Source organism: Frankia sp. R82 (genome assembly GCF_023716925.1).
In the GTDB taxonomy this organism is placed as follows: Bacteria; Actinomycetota; Actinomycetes; order Frankiales; family Frankiaceae; genus Frankia.
In genome coordinates this window covers 12,030-28,321 of the sequence record NZ_JAMQQG010000212.1, presented here as the reverse complement: position 1 = coordinate 28,321, position 16,292 = coordinate 12,030, and the positions used below count along the sequence as shown (strand labels likewise).

The window sequence follows — 16,292 nt, the reverse complement described above, 5'->3', positions numbered from 1 at the left end:
GCCATGGGACTCGGCGTGGGCGGGCCCCCGTCCACAAATTCCCAGCCCCAACGCTCATCTGGCACAAACAGACCCCGCGCCAGCCGAGTCTCTGCCGTCAGCGTCGCCCTCTCCATCATCGTCCCCCGACCTACCTGGCCGTCCGTCGCCTGAACCCCTGTGCCCGGCCTGCGCTACTGCGCCGGTCGAAGCATCGCTCGAGGACGTCAACGCAGGATAAATGCCGACGTTGGGCACACGGCGTCGCGTATTGGTCTCTCCCGGTTGACAGTATGGCGTGCAGTGTCCGTTCTGTCGCGTTCCGCGGATCAAATGTAGGGTCGCGGCCCTCGGTGCGAGGTGGCGATACTGCCTCGTCGGCGTCAGGGACATGGCGGTCATCGGCGGATGGGAACGAGGGTCACCTGACCTGATCAACTCTGCTCGTCGAACCGGATGTCCTGAGCGAGGGCTTCACACGTGTTGGTTGCGTGACGTGTGGGAAGCTCCCGCGACCGGGACGATGCTATTCCGCTGTGTAGTTGTCAGGGTACGTGTGGTGTTGGGTGCCGGTAGGGGTGGTCCAGGTGATGTGGCCGGGGGCGGTCTGTTCGATCAGCCAGCTGGTGGGCTCGTTCTGACCGGCCGCCCCCGCCTGGCTCGCGGGTCGATGCTTGCGGCGCCCGAGCATCCGGTGATGACGTCGGCAGACCGGGGCGAGGTTGCCCTCGTGGGTCGGCCCGCCGTCGGCCCAGGCAACCGTATGGTCAAGATCCGCGCCGCTGGCGGGCTGCCCGCAGCCCGGCAGCGCACAGGTGGTGTTCCGTGCCCGAACCTTCCGGGCCAGTGCCGCCGAGGGAAACCTGCGCTGGGATACGTCGACGAGATCCCCGCTGTCCCGGCGGGTCAGTATCTGCCGCCACGTGCAGCGCGGATCCTCGCTCATCTGCCGGACCACCTCCGCCGGCAACGGCCCGAACCCGGGAATCTCTCCGGGCAGTTCTGTCAGGCCCAGCAGGGTTTCCACCGGCACGACCACCTGCAGTTCGACCGGGACCCGCCCGGCGTCCGCCCCCATCAACAGCCCGTAGGCCACATCCGCCCGCCGCTGATCAAAACTTCGACCATCTCCGGCACCCTGCCGGGTGAGCCAGTTGAGCCGCGCCCACACCGCCCACACCTGCTCCGCGCCCAGCACCAGGCCCAACCGGCCCATCCCGTCGGCCTCGGGACGCACTTCCACCCGCCGCGCGGCCTGCGCCTTCTCCCGCCGCTGCTGCGCCCCGCCCGGATCCACCCGCAGCACCCCGCGGCGTACTGCCTGCGTAAACGCCTCCATGCTCGGCCGGCCACCCCGCGCCAGCACCCCCGCGGCCACCAGCCCGGCCTGCTCGTCGGACAGCTGCCCGGTCAGCCGGTCCAACGCCACCAGTCGCCCCAGATCAATCGCCCCCTCGTAAAGCGCCTTCACCGCCCCCGCAAGGCGGCGCACCACCCGCACCGCAAACGCCACCTGCAGGCCACCCTGCGCCGACGACAGGCCCGCCGCCAACGCCACCTCCTCACCCACGAACTCGCTGTACCCCCACCGCTCTGCTTCCGCCCACACCCCCGCCCGCACCCCACCCGCCACCGGCACCCCCCGATCCCCACCACCGTCACCGTCCAGGCCGTTCTCGCCGCCTGGATCGCGGCCATCAACCGGCACCCGCGGCGCCGGACGCATCTGCGCCAACCGCGCCCGCACCACAATGCGTTCCGCCTGCACCCGCGCCACCCGCCGGCCCAACTCCGCCTCCCACCCTGTACATTCCCCAGCCCCCAACTCCGCCACCCGACACCCCTCCACTTCCACCTCCCCCAACCACTCCATCGCCTCCCGCTCCCACCCCACCCACGCCGCCCGCGCCCGCTCCCGCCTCCGCGCCTGCACCTCCTGCTCCTGCTCCTGCGACGAGATCGCCCCGACACTTACCGCCGACACCATCACCAGCACCCCCTTCCCAAAAAGAAAAAGTCAACAGGAAAAAGAACCGAAGGGCACGACGGAACACGGGAACAGAAGGCCCCGGCCGGCAGAGGTAACCACCGACCACGCCCACCGGCCATGCTCGAACGTGCATTCGAAGAGTAGGCCGTTCGTCGTCCGCCGGCAACCCCCCACCGCACACTCGAAGAAACACGCCGCATCCCACCCCGAGCCACGACCAAAACACCGAGAGGGAAGTGTGGGCCGGTCGTCCTGGGGCTGCGGGTGAGGCTTCTGGCTGGGGGCGACTGCACCGTCGGGCAAGGTCGGGAGAAAAATCTCGCCAGGGGTTGCTGAATGTTCGGAGCAGGTTAAGGTTGAGGCTGTGTCATGAGGCGGTCGCCGCTCGGAGGATGAGCGCTGCGGCTGCGGCTGCGGCTGCGGCTGCGGCTGCGGGAAGGGTCTCTACTGTGCGCAGTCTCTGATCGGATCATGTGGAAGGCCGTTTCGGCGGCACGCCTTGGAGGTGTGGCTGCATCGTTGATTCGAAAATTGCTTCGTGTGTTCGCCGTTGGCTGGATCGGCTGGTTGGGAGGGTGACGTCCTATGCTTGATGCGGGCGGCCGATCCGCTCGTGGTGGAATGATGGCTGCGGCTCTGCCCTCCCTGTTGCTGTGTGAGCTACGGGGAGTTGTGGACGGAGGTGTTCGCTGGCGTAGCCGAAGTCGGGTGCCCTGGGTTGGCGTCGCGGCCCGTCCATCAAATGTCGGCCTTCGCGGGGCCTCGGCTTCCGGAAGGGTGTTTCAGTTGCTCCGCCGGAAAAGGTTACACGTTTCCTTGGTTGCTGCCGCCCGGTTGCTGCCATCCGGAAAATCACGGACCAGCGATCTGCATGAGGTTGGCAATCTGATCGACAAGGTCCGCGAGGTGCGGGCCGTCGCATGCGTGATGCATGGCGGTAAGGATGGCCGACCTGTCTGTCCCGCCTCCGATCTCCCGAACCGCCTCGGTCAGTCCGCTTTCGGTAGGGTCGCCAAGACAGACCTGATCGGCTCCATCGGTGTATATGGCACTCGCTCGAAGCCAGGCGAGCTGTTCGCCGAGGGTATCGCCAATGATATTCAGGCCACGGCCGTGCCAAGAATCCGTGAGTATATGCGGAGGTGAGTCCTCTCCTTGGTTGATCACTGCTTCGCCCAGTGCAATGCGAATGTCCTGCCATCGATATACTCCGGCAGTAAACTGCCGCGAATCGGGTTCGTCTCGGCCGCTGTGATCGCTGCCATTACCGGAGACGCCCGTCCCGTTGTCGGTGCTGGAGTCAACCGGCGTGGCCAGCAGACGGCGGATCGTGCCGTACAGGGCGTCGGCAAACTCGTCGGGGTCGACGAAGGACGCCAGCAGCGCGGCGCGAGCGGTGACCGCGCGGTCGACGGCGTGGGCGAGCAGGCAGTCGAGGTGTCGTGGCGAGGCCGCCTCCAACCGGGCCCGCAAGGCTGCGGACGGGTTGAACGGAGCCCCTCGAAGCAGGTGGGCGAATCCGGTCACCTGATGCGCGGCGAGTGCCTCCACCCACAACACCACCAGGGGATCATGCGCGGCGAGGGCCGCGGTCTCCGTCTCCTCGAGATCGCAGGGGCGTTCGGTGCGGCAGGCCAGTCCGCAGCGGGGGCTGCGCCGTGCGGCCAGCGGCACGCTGATGTGGCGGGCATGCTGCGGCGACTCGCGCGCGTCCCCCGCGGTCATCCGGGCGAGAACGGGGCGGTCCATTCCGTCCACGCTGACGGCAGCCACCCCGGCGGGCAGCGCTACGACGACCTCGGACTGCTCCGGCCGCAGGTTCATCGTGGCGCCGACGGCTTCCCGGTCGTCGGAGGCCGGCAGCCGGTGCATCACTTTCAGCGCGGTGTTCTTGATGACGTCGGGCAGGATCTTCGCCGGAATCTGCTCGACGACGACCAGGCCCTCACCGTAGGCGCGGATCTCCGCGAGCAGCGAGGCGAACAGTTCGACGGCGGCGGCTGCCGGACCCTCGGTGACGTTCTTCAGCAGCCGATGGGCCTCCTCGACGACGAGGACATGGCGCAGTCCGCCGGCTCCCGCGGCTCCATAACGCACCCGCAGGTGCTCGACGATGCGGATCAGTACCGCGCCGAGCAGGAAGGCCTTGTCCTGGTCGCTGGTGATGTCCTCGAGTTCGAAGACGACATTGCGAGTGAGCAGCGCGCCGATGTCGAGGGGATGCCCGCCCTCGAAGAACCGGCCGGGGCTGCCCTGGCGCAGACTGCCGATGCGCACATCGACGAAGCCGCGAACATCCGCGGTGACCTCCGCGCCGTAGCCGATGGTCTCCACGACCCGAGTCGCCGTTCGTTGCAGGTCGCCAAGGGTCGGGTAGCGCCGACGTGCATCGACGAGCGGGTCAGCCTGCGGCCCGCGGACGTGCAGGCGTGGGCGGTGAGGGGGTTCGGGTCGATCCAGGACCAGGTTCCACCCCAGATCGTGATAGCAGGCGGTCAATGCCCGGGCGAGTACCTGGGGGAACGGCTCATGGGCCTCGAAGGCGGCGAGGAACAGTGCACGGACGAGGTCGAGATGGCTTTGCAGGGGAAAGCCGGCCTCGGGCTCCAGCGGATTGAGCGAACAGGGCGGCGCGTTCAGCCGGCCCGGCCGGATGACCAGCACCTCTCCGCGCCCATCAGTGGTCCGGCCCGGCCCATCCGCGGTGTCGGTGACGTCGGTGAGATCGGCGAGGCGTCCGGCCATCCGCGCGTACTCCGCCTTCGCGGGCTCCAGCACCAACCACGGTACGGCGTCGGGCATCCGGGCCAGCGACTCGAGCAGGCCGCGTACGGTCTGCGACTTGCCCGATCCGGTGGCGCCGCACACGAACGCATGCCGGTTCAGTGTTGCTCGCGCGACACTCAGCGTCCCGGCCGGCGACCAGCCGGCGTCGAGGACATCCCCCAGACGGACGGCACCCGGTTGCCCGGATGGATCGGCCGGACCTGTCCGGTTCGGGCCTTCCGGGGTGACGTCGAACGTGTGCGGGGTGACCAGGGTGATGCCTGGCAGTTCCCGAGCCGGCGGACGGGCGAGGGCGGCGAGCAGCTCGGCGCCGGCGCGGAAGGGGCTGCGGGCCGATGCCTGCGATCCGACCGGCGTGCGGGCGGCCAACGCGCCCGCAAGCGAACTCACCGGGCCGAGTGGACGCAGCGTGTAGGGCAGATCATCAAGATCGCTGGCGCTGCACAGCAGGGCGGCCACCGAGAACGCACTGGCCCGGCTGGCCGCGCCGACCAGGATCTCCACGTCCCACATGCCGCTGGCCGCAGCCCGGCCGAGTTCCCGGTGCCGGTTCTCGGCCCGTTCGAGGTCGAGCCGGGCGTCCTGGTCGTGCTCACGCATCCGCAACGCCGGAATGGTCCGCGCGAGGGCGTCGCGTTCGGCCTCGAGGTGTTCCGGTGGCACCGGCCAGGCGACCACCAGCCACGCGAACGGCCCGGCGAGGTGAGCGGCATAGTCGTCGAACGAGCCGCGCCGTGGCCCGCCGCCGGGAGCCGAGGCCCCGTTGCCGCCGGCCGTCGCCCCGCCAGCACCCGGCACACCAGTGGGTCCAGCGGCCCACAGCGCGTCAGGGGCGCCGGCGCAGCGCAGCCAGTAGGGGATCCGGGCGAGGTCGGCGGTGACCGTCTCGGTGGGCAGCGCCCGCGAGGTGGCCCCCGGTGGATAGAGCATCGGAACGGGATCGGCCGGCCGGTCGACATGGCTGTCACTCGGCGACGTGACCTGGCCCGCAGCAGCTGCGGCTGCTGCGACAGCGCGGGTTCGGGTTGCCGACTGCGGCGCCCCCGGCCGATGTATGCCAGCCGGGGTAGACAGGGGGAACGGGGGGAGTCGCGGCAGCCCCATCCCGAGCCCCGGGCCGTCAACGAGGCCACTGAGAGGATCGTCATGTGTCTGGTTGAGGCTGGCAGGCCAGGTCGCAGGGTCAGCCGTAGTGCCGGTCGTCGTCCCGACCGCGGGAGGCGGACCGCCGGAGGCGCTCGGCGGAAAGTACGGGCGACCGCCGGCGAGGATCTGAATGTGCGTCTCGCCCGGACCGCGCAACCATGCGACGGCGAGGCCCGCACCGGTCTGACCCTCACCATCCAGGGCAATCAGCTCGGCGTGGGCGCCGACCAGCGCCGCGAACAGAGCCGATGGGACGGGGTCGGGCCCGGCGCCCGGGTCGGGCCGGCGGGGGGCGCTGAGGATGCGATGGAACCGGAATCCGTCGAGCACGGTCGTCGAGCCTGCTTCGCAGAGGGTCCGCGGGTGGCGGCCACGGGAGTACATGGGCGATACGTCCCCCTCATTGTTCCATCCGCGGCGTCTGGATGTGGTTTTACGGTGTCCTTCCGTGAGTGCAATATCTCTTTCCGTGATTTTTTGATCACGGAAAGAGGTGTGAATGTGGGTGTCGACGGCAACGTTGGAGAAGGTTGTTCGACCCGCAGATGTGGATGGTCTGGACGGGGGCGGAGCCCGGGACCACCCCGCTTCGGAGAAAACGCTGAACGTACCGTCGGTGGCGGTGCGCCGGTCGCACCTGCGCGGCGGGGGCGTGGTCGCCGCGGGCTGTCGGACAGGGCCATCTCGCAGGGCCGGCCGCGGCGCAACACTGCCAGAGCAGGATGCTGCCCCGCCCGCGGCATCGTCCGGGGACCGGAGACATGGCTGATCACCGCAGGACACAGCGCGCAGCACGATCGAGTGCGCAGGCCGTCCGCAGCCGACCGGCCGTGGTCATCGTGGCGGCCATCGGAACGACCTTGGTGGTCGGCGCCGCGGGTGCTCTGCACCTCGACGATTCCGCGGACGGCTCCACCGGGCCCTCGTCGGGGTCGGCGCGAGTGGTGCGACCGAACTGGGCGGCGGGCCCGAACGCTGCGGGTTCCGGCACTGGTGGTGCGTCCGTTGCCGGCCGGGCCGGCGCCATTCCGGGGATCGGCTCGGTGATGATGGCCCGGGTGCCCCGAGAAGCGCTCCAGGCCATCGTGGTCAGCGGCGTCGACCGGGATGCGAACACCAACAGTGTCACGTTGTGGCAGCGGGCGGACGTCAACGCACCGTGGATGTCGTTCGGCACACCGATGACTGGGCGTAATGGTGCCGAGGGATGGACCGAAGCCCATCGCGAGGGCGATCTGCGCAGTCCGATCGGCGTGTTCAGCCTGACCGCGGCTGGCGGCCGACTACCCAACCCTGGTTCCGCAATGCCCTACGAGTACCGGCCGTCCTTCTACCAGACCGCCGCACCGCAGGGTGAGCCGCTCGCGGACGCGTTCAACTATGTCGTCGCGATCGACTACAACCGGCTTCCCGGCCGTGCGCCTTCGGACCCGAACCGCCCGCTTGGTGGTCAGGTGGGCGGGGATATCTGGCTGCATGTCGACCACCGGTCGCCGACTCGGGGCTGCGTCGCGCTCCCCCAGAGCACACTGGTCTCGGTCATGCGCTGGTTGTCACCCGGTGCGCGTCCCATGATTCTGATGGGAGATGTGGCCGATCTCAGTGCCGACGTGTAGCCATGACCGGGCGTGCGGCTGTGACGGGAGGCGTGCGGCCGTGGCGATGGTGTGTGACCGTGACGATGGTGTGTGACCGTGACACGAGGTCGGACGGCCGGGTTGCGAGACGCGTGTGGTCGTGACGGGAGGACAGCGGGGATGAGCAGCCGAAGTGCCGCGCAGCGGCAGTTGCACGAGCTGGCTCTGTTGCGTCGTGTTCGGGACCGGATCGACCGGGAGTACGACCGTCCACTCGACGTCGAGGCGTTGGCCCGAGGCGTGCACATGTCCGCCGGGCACCTGAGCCGGCAGTTCCGCCTCGCCTACGGCGAGCCGCCCTACTCGTACCTGATGACCCGCCGGATCGAGCGGGCCATGTCACTGTTGCGCCGCGGCGATCTGAGCGTGACCGACGTCTGCTTCGCGGTCGGCTGCTCATCGCTGGGCAGCTTCAGTTCCCGGTTCACCGATCTTGTCGGCATGACACCGACCGCCTACCGGCGCGAGGCCACGCGATCGACGGCAGGCCTGCCGTCCTGCGTGTCGAAACAGGTCACCAGGCCGGTGCGGATCCCGGTCGCAGATCCGGCGCGCTCTGCGGACCGGACGTGCCATCTGGTCAGGAATGGAGAAGCGCAGGTCACGGAGCCGCAGCTAGCCTGATCGCCATGAGCGGCATCACCATCCACAGCAGCTTTCTTCCGCATGACGACCCCGAGGCGTCCCTGAGTTTCTACCGGGACATACTCGGCTTCGAGGTCCGTGGCGACGTCGGGCACGGCACGATGCGCTGGATCACGGTCGGCCCCGTCGACCAGCCGGGAACGTCCATTGTGCTGGCCCCGCCGGCGGTGGATCCAGGAGTCACCGACGACGAGCGTCGCACCATCACCGAAATGATGGCCAAGGGTACCTACGCCATGATTCTGCTGGCCACCGCCGACCTGGACGGCGCCTTCGACCGGTTGCAGGCCAGCGAGACCGAGATCGTCCAGGAACCGACCGAGCAGCCGTACGGTGTCCGGGACTGTGCGGTGCGCGACCCGGCGGGCAACTTGGTCCGCCTGCAACAGATCCGCTGAGTTGGGGCCCTGTCGGGCAGGGACATGACCAGAGGGGACACGATGAGCACGCCCACGCCCACGCCGCAGGCCGCCGACCGGCATGACCTGATCCGGGTGCACGGTGCCCGGGAGAACAACCTGCGCGACATCAGCGTCGAGCTGCCCAAGCGGCGGCTCACGGTGTTCACGGGGGTGTCGGGGTCGGGCAAGAGCTCGCTGGTGTTCGCCACGATCGCCGCCGAGTCGCAGCGGCTGATCAACGAGACGTACAGCGCGTTCGTCCAGGGGTTCATGCCGACGCTGTCCCGCCCGGACGTCGACGTTCTCGACGGGCTGACCACCGTGATCACCGTCGACCAGCAGCGGCTGGGCGCCGATCCGCGGTCCACCGTCGGCACCGTCACCGACGCGAACGCAATGCTGCGCATCCTGTTCAGCCGGCTCGGAGCGCCGCACATCGGCCCGCCGGGCGCGTTCTCGTTCAACGTGCCGTCCGTGCGGGCCAGCGGCGCGCTGACGGTCGAGCGTGGCGCCGCGACGAAGGCGGTGCGCAGGACGTTCACTCGCACCGGTGGCATGTGCCCGCGCTGCGAGGGCTGCGGCAACGTCTCCGACCTGGACCTCACTGTCCTGTACGACGACACGAAGTCGCTCAACGAGGGCGCGATCACCATCCCGGGCTACAGCATGGACGGCTGGTTCGGTCGCATCTTCAACGGCTGCGGCTTCTTCGACCCGGACCGGCCGATCCGCACGTTCACCAAGCATGAGCTGCAGGATCTCCTGTACAAGGAACCCACCAAGATCAAGGTGGACGGGATCAACCTCACCTACGAGGGCCTGATTCCGAAGATCCGCAAGTCGATGCTGGCCAAGGACCGCGAGGCGATGCAGCCGCACATCCGGGCGTTCGTCGACCGGGCGGTCACCTTCACCACCTGCCCCGAGTGTGACGGCACCCGGCTGGCCGAGAGGGCGCGCGCGTCGAAGATCCGCGGTATCTCCATCGCCGACGCCTGCGCGATGCAGATCAGCGACCTCGCCGGCTGGCTGGACGGCATCGACGAGCCATCGGTGGCGCCGCTGGTGACATCCCTGCGGGCGGCCCTGGGCTCGTTCGTGGAGATCGGTCTGGGCTACCTGAGCCTGGACCGGCCGTCGGGCACGCTGTCCGGCGGCGAGGCGCAGCGGGTCAAGATGGTGCGCCACCTCGGCTCGTCGCTCACCGACATCACCTACGTCTTCGACGAGCCCACCACCGGGCTGCACCCGCACGACATCGCCCGGATGAACGACCTGCTGCTGCGGCTGCGGGACAAGGGCAACACGGTGCTCGTCGTCGAGCACAAGCCGGCGACGATCGCGATCGCCGACCACGTCGTCGATCTCGGCCCCGGCGCCGGCACGGACGGCGGGACCGTCTGCTTCGCGGGCACCGTCGAGGGGCTGCGGGCCGCCGACACCGTCACCGGCCGGCACCTCGACGACCGGGCCGCCCTGCGCGACCCGCTGCGCAGCCCCACGGGGCATCTGAAGATCCGCGGCGCCGCCACGCACAACCTGTGCGACGTCGACGTCGACATCCCGCTCGGTGTCCTGGTCGTCGTCACCGGGGTGGCCGGCTCGGGGAAGAGCTCGCTCGTGCACGGCTCGATGCCGGCAGACGCCGACGTGGTGTCGGTCGACCAGAGCGTGATCCGTGGCTCCCGACGGAGCAACCCCGCGACCTACACCGGCCTGCTCGACCCGATCCGCAAGGCGTTCGCGAAGGCGAACGGGGTGAAGCCCGCACTGTTCAGTGCCAACTCCGAGGGTGCCTGCCCGACCTGCAACGGCGCCGGCGTCATCTACACCGACCTCGCGATGATGGCCGGTGTCGCCTCCACCTGCGACGACTGCGAGGGCCGCCGGTTCGACGCGTCGGTGCTGGAGTACCGCCTCGGTGGTCGCGACATCAGCGAGGTGCTGGCGATGTCGGTCGCCGAGGCCGCCGCGTTCGTCGGCGCGTCCGGTCCCGCCGACGCCCGCACGCCCGCAGCCCGGGTCATCCTCGACCGGCTGGCCGACGTCGGTCTGGGCTACCTGCGCGTCGGCCAGCCGCTGACCACCCTGTCCGGCGGGGAGCGTCAGCGGCTGCGCCTGGCCACCCACCTGGGTGAACGCGGCGGCATCTACGTCCTGGACGAGCCGACCACCGGCCTGCACCTCGCCGACGTCGAACAGTTGCTCGCCCTGCTCGACCGGCTCGTCGACGCCGGCAAGTCGGTGATCGTCGTCGAGCACCACCAGGCCGTCATGGCCCACGCCGACTGGATCATCGACCTCGGTCCCGGCGCCGGCCATGACGGTGGACGGATCGTCTTCGAGGGAACCCCCGCAGACCTCGTCGCCGCCCGCTCCACGGTGACCGCTCAGCACCTGGCCACCTACATCGGCGCCTGACCGCCGAAGCGCCCCGGTGGGGTGGTGGTCAGACGGGTCAGGATGTGTGCTGCTCGGCGTGGCCGCCGAACTGCTTGCGCATCGCGGACAGGAGCTTGTCGGCGAACAGGCCCTCCCCGCGGGAGCTGAACCGTTCGTAGAGCGAAGCGGTCAGCACATGGGCGGGCACGCCCTCGTCGACGGCGGCGAGCACCGTCCAACGACCCTCACCGGAGTCGGAGACCCGGCCGGAGAACTCGGTGAGCTGTGGGTCCTCGACCAGTGCGGTGGCGGTGAGGTCGAGCAGCCAGGAAGCGACGACGCTGCCGCGCCGCCAGACCTCGGAGATCGCGGCGGTGTCCAGGTCGTACTGGTAGTACTCGGGGTTGGCCAGCGGTGTGGTCTCGGCGTTGTGCTCGGCGACCTCGTGACCGATGTTGGCCTTGTCGAGGATGGCGAGGCCTTCGGCGAACGCGGCCATCATGCCGTACTCGATGCCGTTGTGGACCATCTTGACGAAGTGGCCGGCGCCGTTGGGGCCACAGTGCAGGTAGCCCTGCTCGGCCTGGGTCGGCTCGCCGGAACGACCCGGGGTGCGGGGCACGTCGCCGATACCGGGGGCGATGGTCCTGAACAGCGGCTCTAGCCCGGCGACGACCTCGGCCTCGCCGCCGATCATGAGGCAGAAGCCGCGCTCCAGGCCGAACACGCCGCCGGAGGTGCCGACGTCCACGTAGTGCAGGCCGCGGGTGGCGAGGTCCTTCGCCCGGTGGATGTCGTCGCGGTAGTAGGAGTTGCCACCGTCGATGATGATGTCGCCGGGTGCGAACAGCTCGGCGACCCTGGTCACGGTCTCACCGGTCAGCCCGGCCGGAACCATGATCCACGCGGCGCGTGGTGGGCGCAGTGCCTCGGCGAACTCGGCCAACGTGCGTGCCCCGGTGGCACCCTCGGCCTCCAGCGCCTTGATCGCGTCGGCGTTGACGTCGTAGACCACGCACTCGTGGCCACCACGGATCAGGCGGCGTACCAGGTTCGCACCCATTCGGCCGAGTCCGACCATCCCGAGCTGCATCTCGTCTCCCCGCTCGTTTCGTTCTCGGTGATCCGGCCACGATGGCACGCCACGTCGCGTCGGTCCCGTCGACGGGGGTTGCGACGACGTGGCGCACCTGGACCGGGCCATGCTTCGGCTTGTCTTGCCATTGTTCCCTTGACACCGCGTGTCTCTCGATCGCGGTGGGCGTGGCGTCCGATCGGGCGGGGTGCTTCTCGTCACCGTCGCCCCGAACCGCGCCTGCGCCACCCCCGCCCGGACCGTCCACACCTGCACCGCCCGGGCCGCCTGGCATGGTTGGGTACCAACCGTCACGTGGTCATGGTCGTGGTCGTGGTCGTGGTCGGGTGGTCGTGACCACTGTGTCGCAACGAGGTGACCGCCGGACGTCGGCCAGCTGGATGTCGGTCGACGCCGGCGCAGGGAGGATCCCATGGACGGCACGCCCAACGACGGCTATGGCACCAATGACGGCTATGACGCCAGCGACGATGGCGCCTCCGAGGACGGCGTCCGTGACGACAGCGCGCCGGCCGGGGGCCCGGGGCCCGACGTGATCGTGATCGGCGCGGGGCCGGCGGGGGAGAACGTCGCGGGGCGGTGCGCGCAGGCGGGGCTTGCGGTGGCGATCGTCGAGCGGGAGCTCGTCGGCGGCGAGTGCAGCTACTGGGGGTGCATTCCCAGCAAGACCCTGCTGCGGCCGGGGGAGGTGCTCGCCGCGGCCCGTCGGGTGCCGGGCGCGGCCGCCGCGGTCACGGGGTCGGTGGAGGCGGCGGCGGCGTTCGCCCGGCGCGATGAGATGGTGGCCGGCTACACCGACGACGGGCAGGTGCCGTGGCTGAGGGACCGGGGCGTCGAGCTGGTGCGGGGCGTCGCCCGCCTGACGGGACGACCGCGCGAGGTACGGGTCACCCTGACCGGTGGTGGGCAGCGGCTGCTGGTGGCCTCGCGGGCGGTGGTGCTGGCCGCGGGCACACGGGCGACCGTGCCGCCGGTACCGGGCCTGGCGGACGCCGAGCCGTGGGACAACCGGTCGGCGACGGGCGCCCGGCAGGTGCCGCGCCGGCTGGTGGTGCTCGGTGGTGGTGCGGTCGGGTCCGAGCTCGCGCAGGCGTTTCGGCGACTTGGCAGCGAGACGGTCACCCTCGTCGAGGGTGCACCGCGGCTGTTGGCCCGAGAGGAGGAGTTCGCCAGCGACGAGGTGCGGACGGCCTTCGCGGCCGAGGGCATCACCGTCCTGGTCGACACCCGGGCGGTGGCGGTCCGGCGGGAGCCGGTGCAGCCGGGGCAGCCACGTCCGGAGGTGACCGTCCGCGTCGTCGGTCCGGCGGGGGAGTCGGAGCTGGTCGCCGACGAGATCCTGGTGGCGGCGGGGCGGACGCCAGCAACGGACGATCTTGGATTGACGGCGTTCGGGCTGCGTCCGGGCGGGTTCGTCGAGGTGGACGACCAGCTGCGGGCCCGCGCGGTGCCCGAGGGCTGGCTGTACGCCGTCGGCGACGTCAACGGCCGGGCGCTGCTCACGCACCTGGGCAAGTACCAGGCGCGCATCGCCGCGGACGTCATCACCGGACGTCGGGACATCGTGGGACAGCCCGCCCGCGACCTTGCGGACGGGCGGGCTGTCCCACGGGTGACCTTCACCGATCCGCAGGTCAGCGCGGTGGGGCTGACCGAACGGGCGGCCCGCGAGGCAGGGCTCGCGGTGCGGGCGGTACGCGTCCCGACCGGTGGGGTGGCGGGCGCGTCGGTGCGGGGGACGGACGCGGTCGGCACGTCGATGCTGGTGGTCGACGAAAATCGGCGGGTGCTGGTCGGTGCGACGTTCACCGGCGCGGACACCCAGGAACTGGTGCACGCGGCGACCGTCGCCATTGTCGGCGAGGTGCCGGTGGATCGGCTCTGGCACGCGGTGCCGGCATTTCCGACGGTCAGCGAGGTCTGGCTGCGGCTGTTGGAGGAATACGGCCTCTGACCCCGCCGCGGGCGCCGCCGATCAGGTGAACACCGTGTTTTCCCGGCGAGCGCCCGCGCTTCTCAGGTGAACACCGAGACACCGCCGGGGCCGATGAGAAGTCCCACCACGATGAGCACGATGCCGTACAGAAGGCCACCGCGCACGATTGTCACGATACCGGCGATGACGAAAATCACCGCGATCAACCAGAGAATAGTTCCCATGATTGATGTCGTTCCGCGTTCGGCTCCGCTAAAACCCCCGGCCGATGTCGGGGTCGTGTCGAGCACCTCCGTGAGTCATTCCCCTGGGTCCGTGCCGTTCATCCGGTGTGCATCCGGACTCCCGTGTGAACCCGGTGTGTGTCCCATGTGTGCTCTGCGTTGATCAGCCGGAGGTGGGGGTGGGCGTCGGCGCGGTGGGTGTCGAGGTGAGTGCGGGAGCGGGCGGGCGGTGCTCGGCGGTGTGGCCGAGCCTGCGTACCTCGGGTGCGCCGAGGCGGGCCGCGTCCGCGGTGGCGTCGTCGGCCGCCTGCTGCGAGGCGCGTTCGGCCGCCACCCGGGCCAGGTAGTGCTCCACCTCGCGGTCCTGGTCGGCCGACGCCCAGCCGAGGACGGGGGCGATGAGGCCGGCGACGGCGCGGGCCGCCTCGACACCGCGGTCGCGGGTCTCGATGGAGATCCGGGTGCGTCGCGTCAGCACGTCCTCCAGGTGCAGCGCCCCCTCGTGCGTGACGGCGTAGACGGCCTCGGCACCGAGATAGGTCGGTGCGCCGGGTAGCGCCCGGGCAAGCTCCGCGCGGGACGCGGCCAGTTCCAGCACCTCTTCGGCGAGGGTGCCGTACCGGTGCAGCAGATGCTCGATCCAGCCGACGTGCAGGTCCGACCGGCGGGCAAGGGCCTCCCGGGCGTTCCACAGGGCGAGGTAGCCGTCCGCGCCGAGCAGCGGGATCTTCTCCGTGCACGAGGCGGGCACCGTCCGGTTGAGCCCGCGGACGGCGGCGTCGACGGCATCCGCGGCCATCACCCGGTAGGTCGTGTACTTCCCGCCGGCGACCATGGTCAGGCCCGGGGCGGGGGAGACGACGGCGTGCTCGCGGGACAGCGCCGAGGTGTCCTCGGACTCGCCGGCCAGCAGCGGGCGCAGGCCCGCGTACACACCGGTGATGTCGTCGGTGGTCAGGGGGGTGCGCAGCACCTTGTTGACGGTGGCGAGCAGGTAGTCGATGTCGGCGCTGGACGCGGCGGGATGGGCGAGGTCGAGGTTCCAGTCGGTGTCGGTCGTCCCGATGATCCACTGCCCGCCCCAGGGGATGACGAACAGCACGCTGCGTTCGGTGCGCAGGATCAGCCCGGTCTCGCCGTGGACGCGGTCGCGCGGCACGACGATGTGTACGCCCTTGGACGCGCGCACCGACAGCCGACCGCGCCCGCCGACCATGGCCTGGATCTCGTCCGTCCACACCCCGGCAGCGTTGATCGTCTCACGGGCACGCAGCTCGATCTCCTCGCCGGACTCCAGGTCGCGGACTCGGACGCCGGCGACCCGCTCGCCCTCGCGGACCAGCCCGACGACTCGGGCACTGGTGGCGACGGCCGCGCCGTAGCGGGCCGCGGTGCGGGCGACGAACATGGTGTGCCGGGCGTCGTCGACCTGCCCGTCCCAGTACTGGATGGCGCCGACGAGGGCATCCGGGCGCAGGGACGGAAACGCCCGCAGCGCTGCCTTGCGGGTCAGGTGCCGGTGGTGTGGGACGGTGCCGTCGCCGCCGGGGCCGATGCGGGCCAGACCCTGGCCGAGGGTGTCGTAGAGCAGCACGCCGCTGCCGAGATAGGCCCGTTCCCAGCCGTGTCGGGTCAGCGGTAGCAGGAACGGGATGGCATGGACGAGGTGCGGGGCGAGCGTGTCGAGCATCAGCGAGCGTTCCCGCAGGGCCTCGCGCACCAGCGGGGCGTTGAGCTGCTCGAGGTAGCGCAGCCCGCCGTGGATGAGCTTGCTGGACCGGCTGGACGTGCCGGCGGCGAGGTCGCGCGCTTCGACGAGGGCGACGGACAGACCCCGGGTGGCGGCGTCGAGGGCCACTCCCGATCCGGTCACACCGCCGCCGATCACGACGATGTCCATCACCTCGGTGCGCATCCGGCGCAGTGCCGCGGTGCGCGCGGCGGGGCCGAGGACCCCTCTCGGCGCTGCGGGCCTGGTCGACGTCAAGACGGTGATCCTCCTTCGTGCGGTGTGTGCTGCGTGGTGACGCGGGTGCCGAGGGCGGTGTGGCGGTGTCGGCGCTCCCCGC

The 16,292-nt window shown here is 70.3% G+C and carries 10 protein-coding genes; 5 read left to right on the top strand and 5 right to left on the bottom strand.

The window, feature by feature from the left end; translation table 11 throughout:
* Positions 1-505 precede the first annotated feature (505 nt).
* Positions 506-1,966, bottom strand: a complete 1,461-nt coding sequence (locus ND747_RS17370; protein WP_285900678.1) for an HNH endonuclease signature motif containing protein — start codon at positions 1,964-1,966, stop codon at positions 506-508.
* Between the two features lie 855 nt (positions 1,967-2,821).
* A complete protein-coding gene (locus ND747_RS17365) occupies positions 2,822-6,232 on the bottom strand; it encodes an ATP-binding protein (RefSeq protein WP_251734654.1) in 3,411 nt (1,136 codons plus the stop codon).
* A gap of 509 nt (positions 6,233-6,741) precedes the next feature.
* Here ND747_RS17365 and ND747_RS17360 point away from each other — a divergent pair.
* The 4 genes from ND747_RS17360 to ND747_RS17345 all read left to right on the top strand — a co-directional run bounded on the left by ND747_RS17360 (position 6,742) and on the right by ND747_RS17345 (position 11,006).
* On the top strand, positions 6,742-7,518 hold the full coding sequence (locus tag ND747_RS17360) for a L,D-transpeptidase family protein (protein ID WP_251734653.1): 777 nt from the start codon (positions 6,742-6,744) through the stop codon (positions 7,516-7,518).
* A gap of 141 nt (positions 7,519-7,659) precedes the next feature.
* Positions 7,660-8,163 (top strand): helix-turn-helix transcriptional regulator, encoded by a 504-nt coding sequence (locus ND747_RS17355; RefSeq protein WP_251734652.1) that lies wholly within the window; start codon positions 7,660-7,662, stop codon positions 8,161-8,163.
* Between the two features lie 5 nt (positions 8,164-8,168).
* Positions 8,169-8,582: a VOC family protein gene (locus ND747_RS17350; protein WP_251734651.1), complete on the top strand. Its 414-nt coding sequence runs from the start codon at positions 8,169-8,171 to the stop codon at positions 8,580-8,582.
* A 42-nt stretch (positions 8,583-8,624) separates the two neighbouring features.
* The gene (locus tag ND747_RS17345; protein ID WP_251734650.1) at positions 8,625-11,006 is read left to right on the top strand and encodes an excinuclease ABC subunit UvrA; all 2,382 of its coding nucleotides are present in this window, start codon (positions 8,625-8,627) and stop codon (positions 11,004-11,006) included.
* 37 nt (positions 11,007-11,043) lie between these two features.
* Here ND747_RS17345 and gnd read toward each other — a convergent pair whose 3' ends face one another.
* Positions 11,044-12,060: a phosphogluconate dehydrogenase (NAD(+)-dependent, decarboxylating) gene (gene gnd, locus ND747_RS17340; RefSeq protein WP_251734649.1), complete on the bottom strand. Its 1,017-nt coding sequence runs from the start codon at positions 12,058-12,060 to the stop codon at positions 11,044-11,046.
* Between the two features lie 415 nt (positions 12,061-12,475).
* On the opposite strand from gnd, the gene ND747_RS17335 reads away from it, so the two are divergent.
* Positions 12,476-14,017, top strand: coding sequence for an NAD(P)/FAD-dependent oxidoreductase (locus ND747_RS17335; protein ID WP_251734648.1), 1,542 nt, complete (start codon positions 12,476-12,478; stop codon positions 14,015-14,017).
* 62 nt (positions 14,018-14,079) lie between these two features.
* Here the strand turns inward: ND747_RS17335 and ND747_RS17330 are convergent, their stop codons facing one another.
* Both ND747_RS17330 and ND747_RS17325 read right to left on the bottom strand, forming a co-directional pair.
* Complete coding sequence (locus ND747_RS17330) at positions 14,080-14,223, bottom strand: GPGG-motif small membrane protein (RefSeq protein ID WP_285900684.1); 144 nt, start codon at positions 14,221-14,223, stop codon at positions 14,080-14,082.
* Between the two features lie 163 nt (positions 14,224-14,386).
* Entirely contained in the window at positions 14,387-16,210 is a 1,824-nt protein-coding gene (locus ND747_RS17325) for an FAD-dependent oxidoreductase (protein ID WP_374216258.1), read from the bottom strand.
* Positions 16,211-16,292: the final 82 nt, after the last annotated feature.

Coding starts and splice junctions, on each gene's coding strand:
- ND747_RS17370 (WP_285900678.1), bottom strand. CDS start 1,966: ATGGTGTCGGCGGTAAGTGTCGGGGCGATCTCGTCGCAGGAGCAGGAG.
- ND747_RS17355 (WP_251734652.1), top strand. CDS start 7,660: ATGAGCAGCCGAAGTGCCGCGCAGCGGCAGTTGCACGAGCTGGCTCTG.
- ND747_RS17350 (WP_251734651.1), top strand. CDS start 8,169: ATGAGCGGCATCACCATCCACAGCAGCTTTCTTCCGCATGACGACCCC.
- ND747_RS17345 (WP_251734650.1), top strand. CDS start 8,625: ATGAGCACGCCCACGCCCACGCCGCAGGCCGCCGACCGGCATGACCTG.
- gnd (WP_251734649.1), bottom strand. CDS start 12,060: ATGCAGCTCGGGATGGTCGGACTCGGCCGAATGGGTGCGAACCTGGTA.
- ND747_RS17335 (WP_251734648.1), top strand. CDS start 12,476: ATGGACGGCACGCCCAACGACGGCTATGGCACCAATGACGGCTATGAC.
- ND747_RS17330 (WP_285900684.1), bottom strand. CDS start 14,223: ATGGGAACTATTCTCTGGTTGATCGCGGTGATTTTCGTCATCGCCGGT.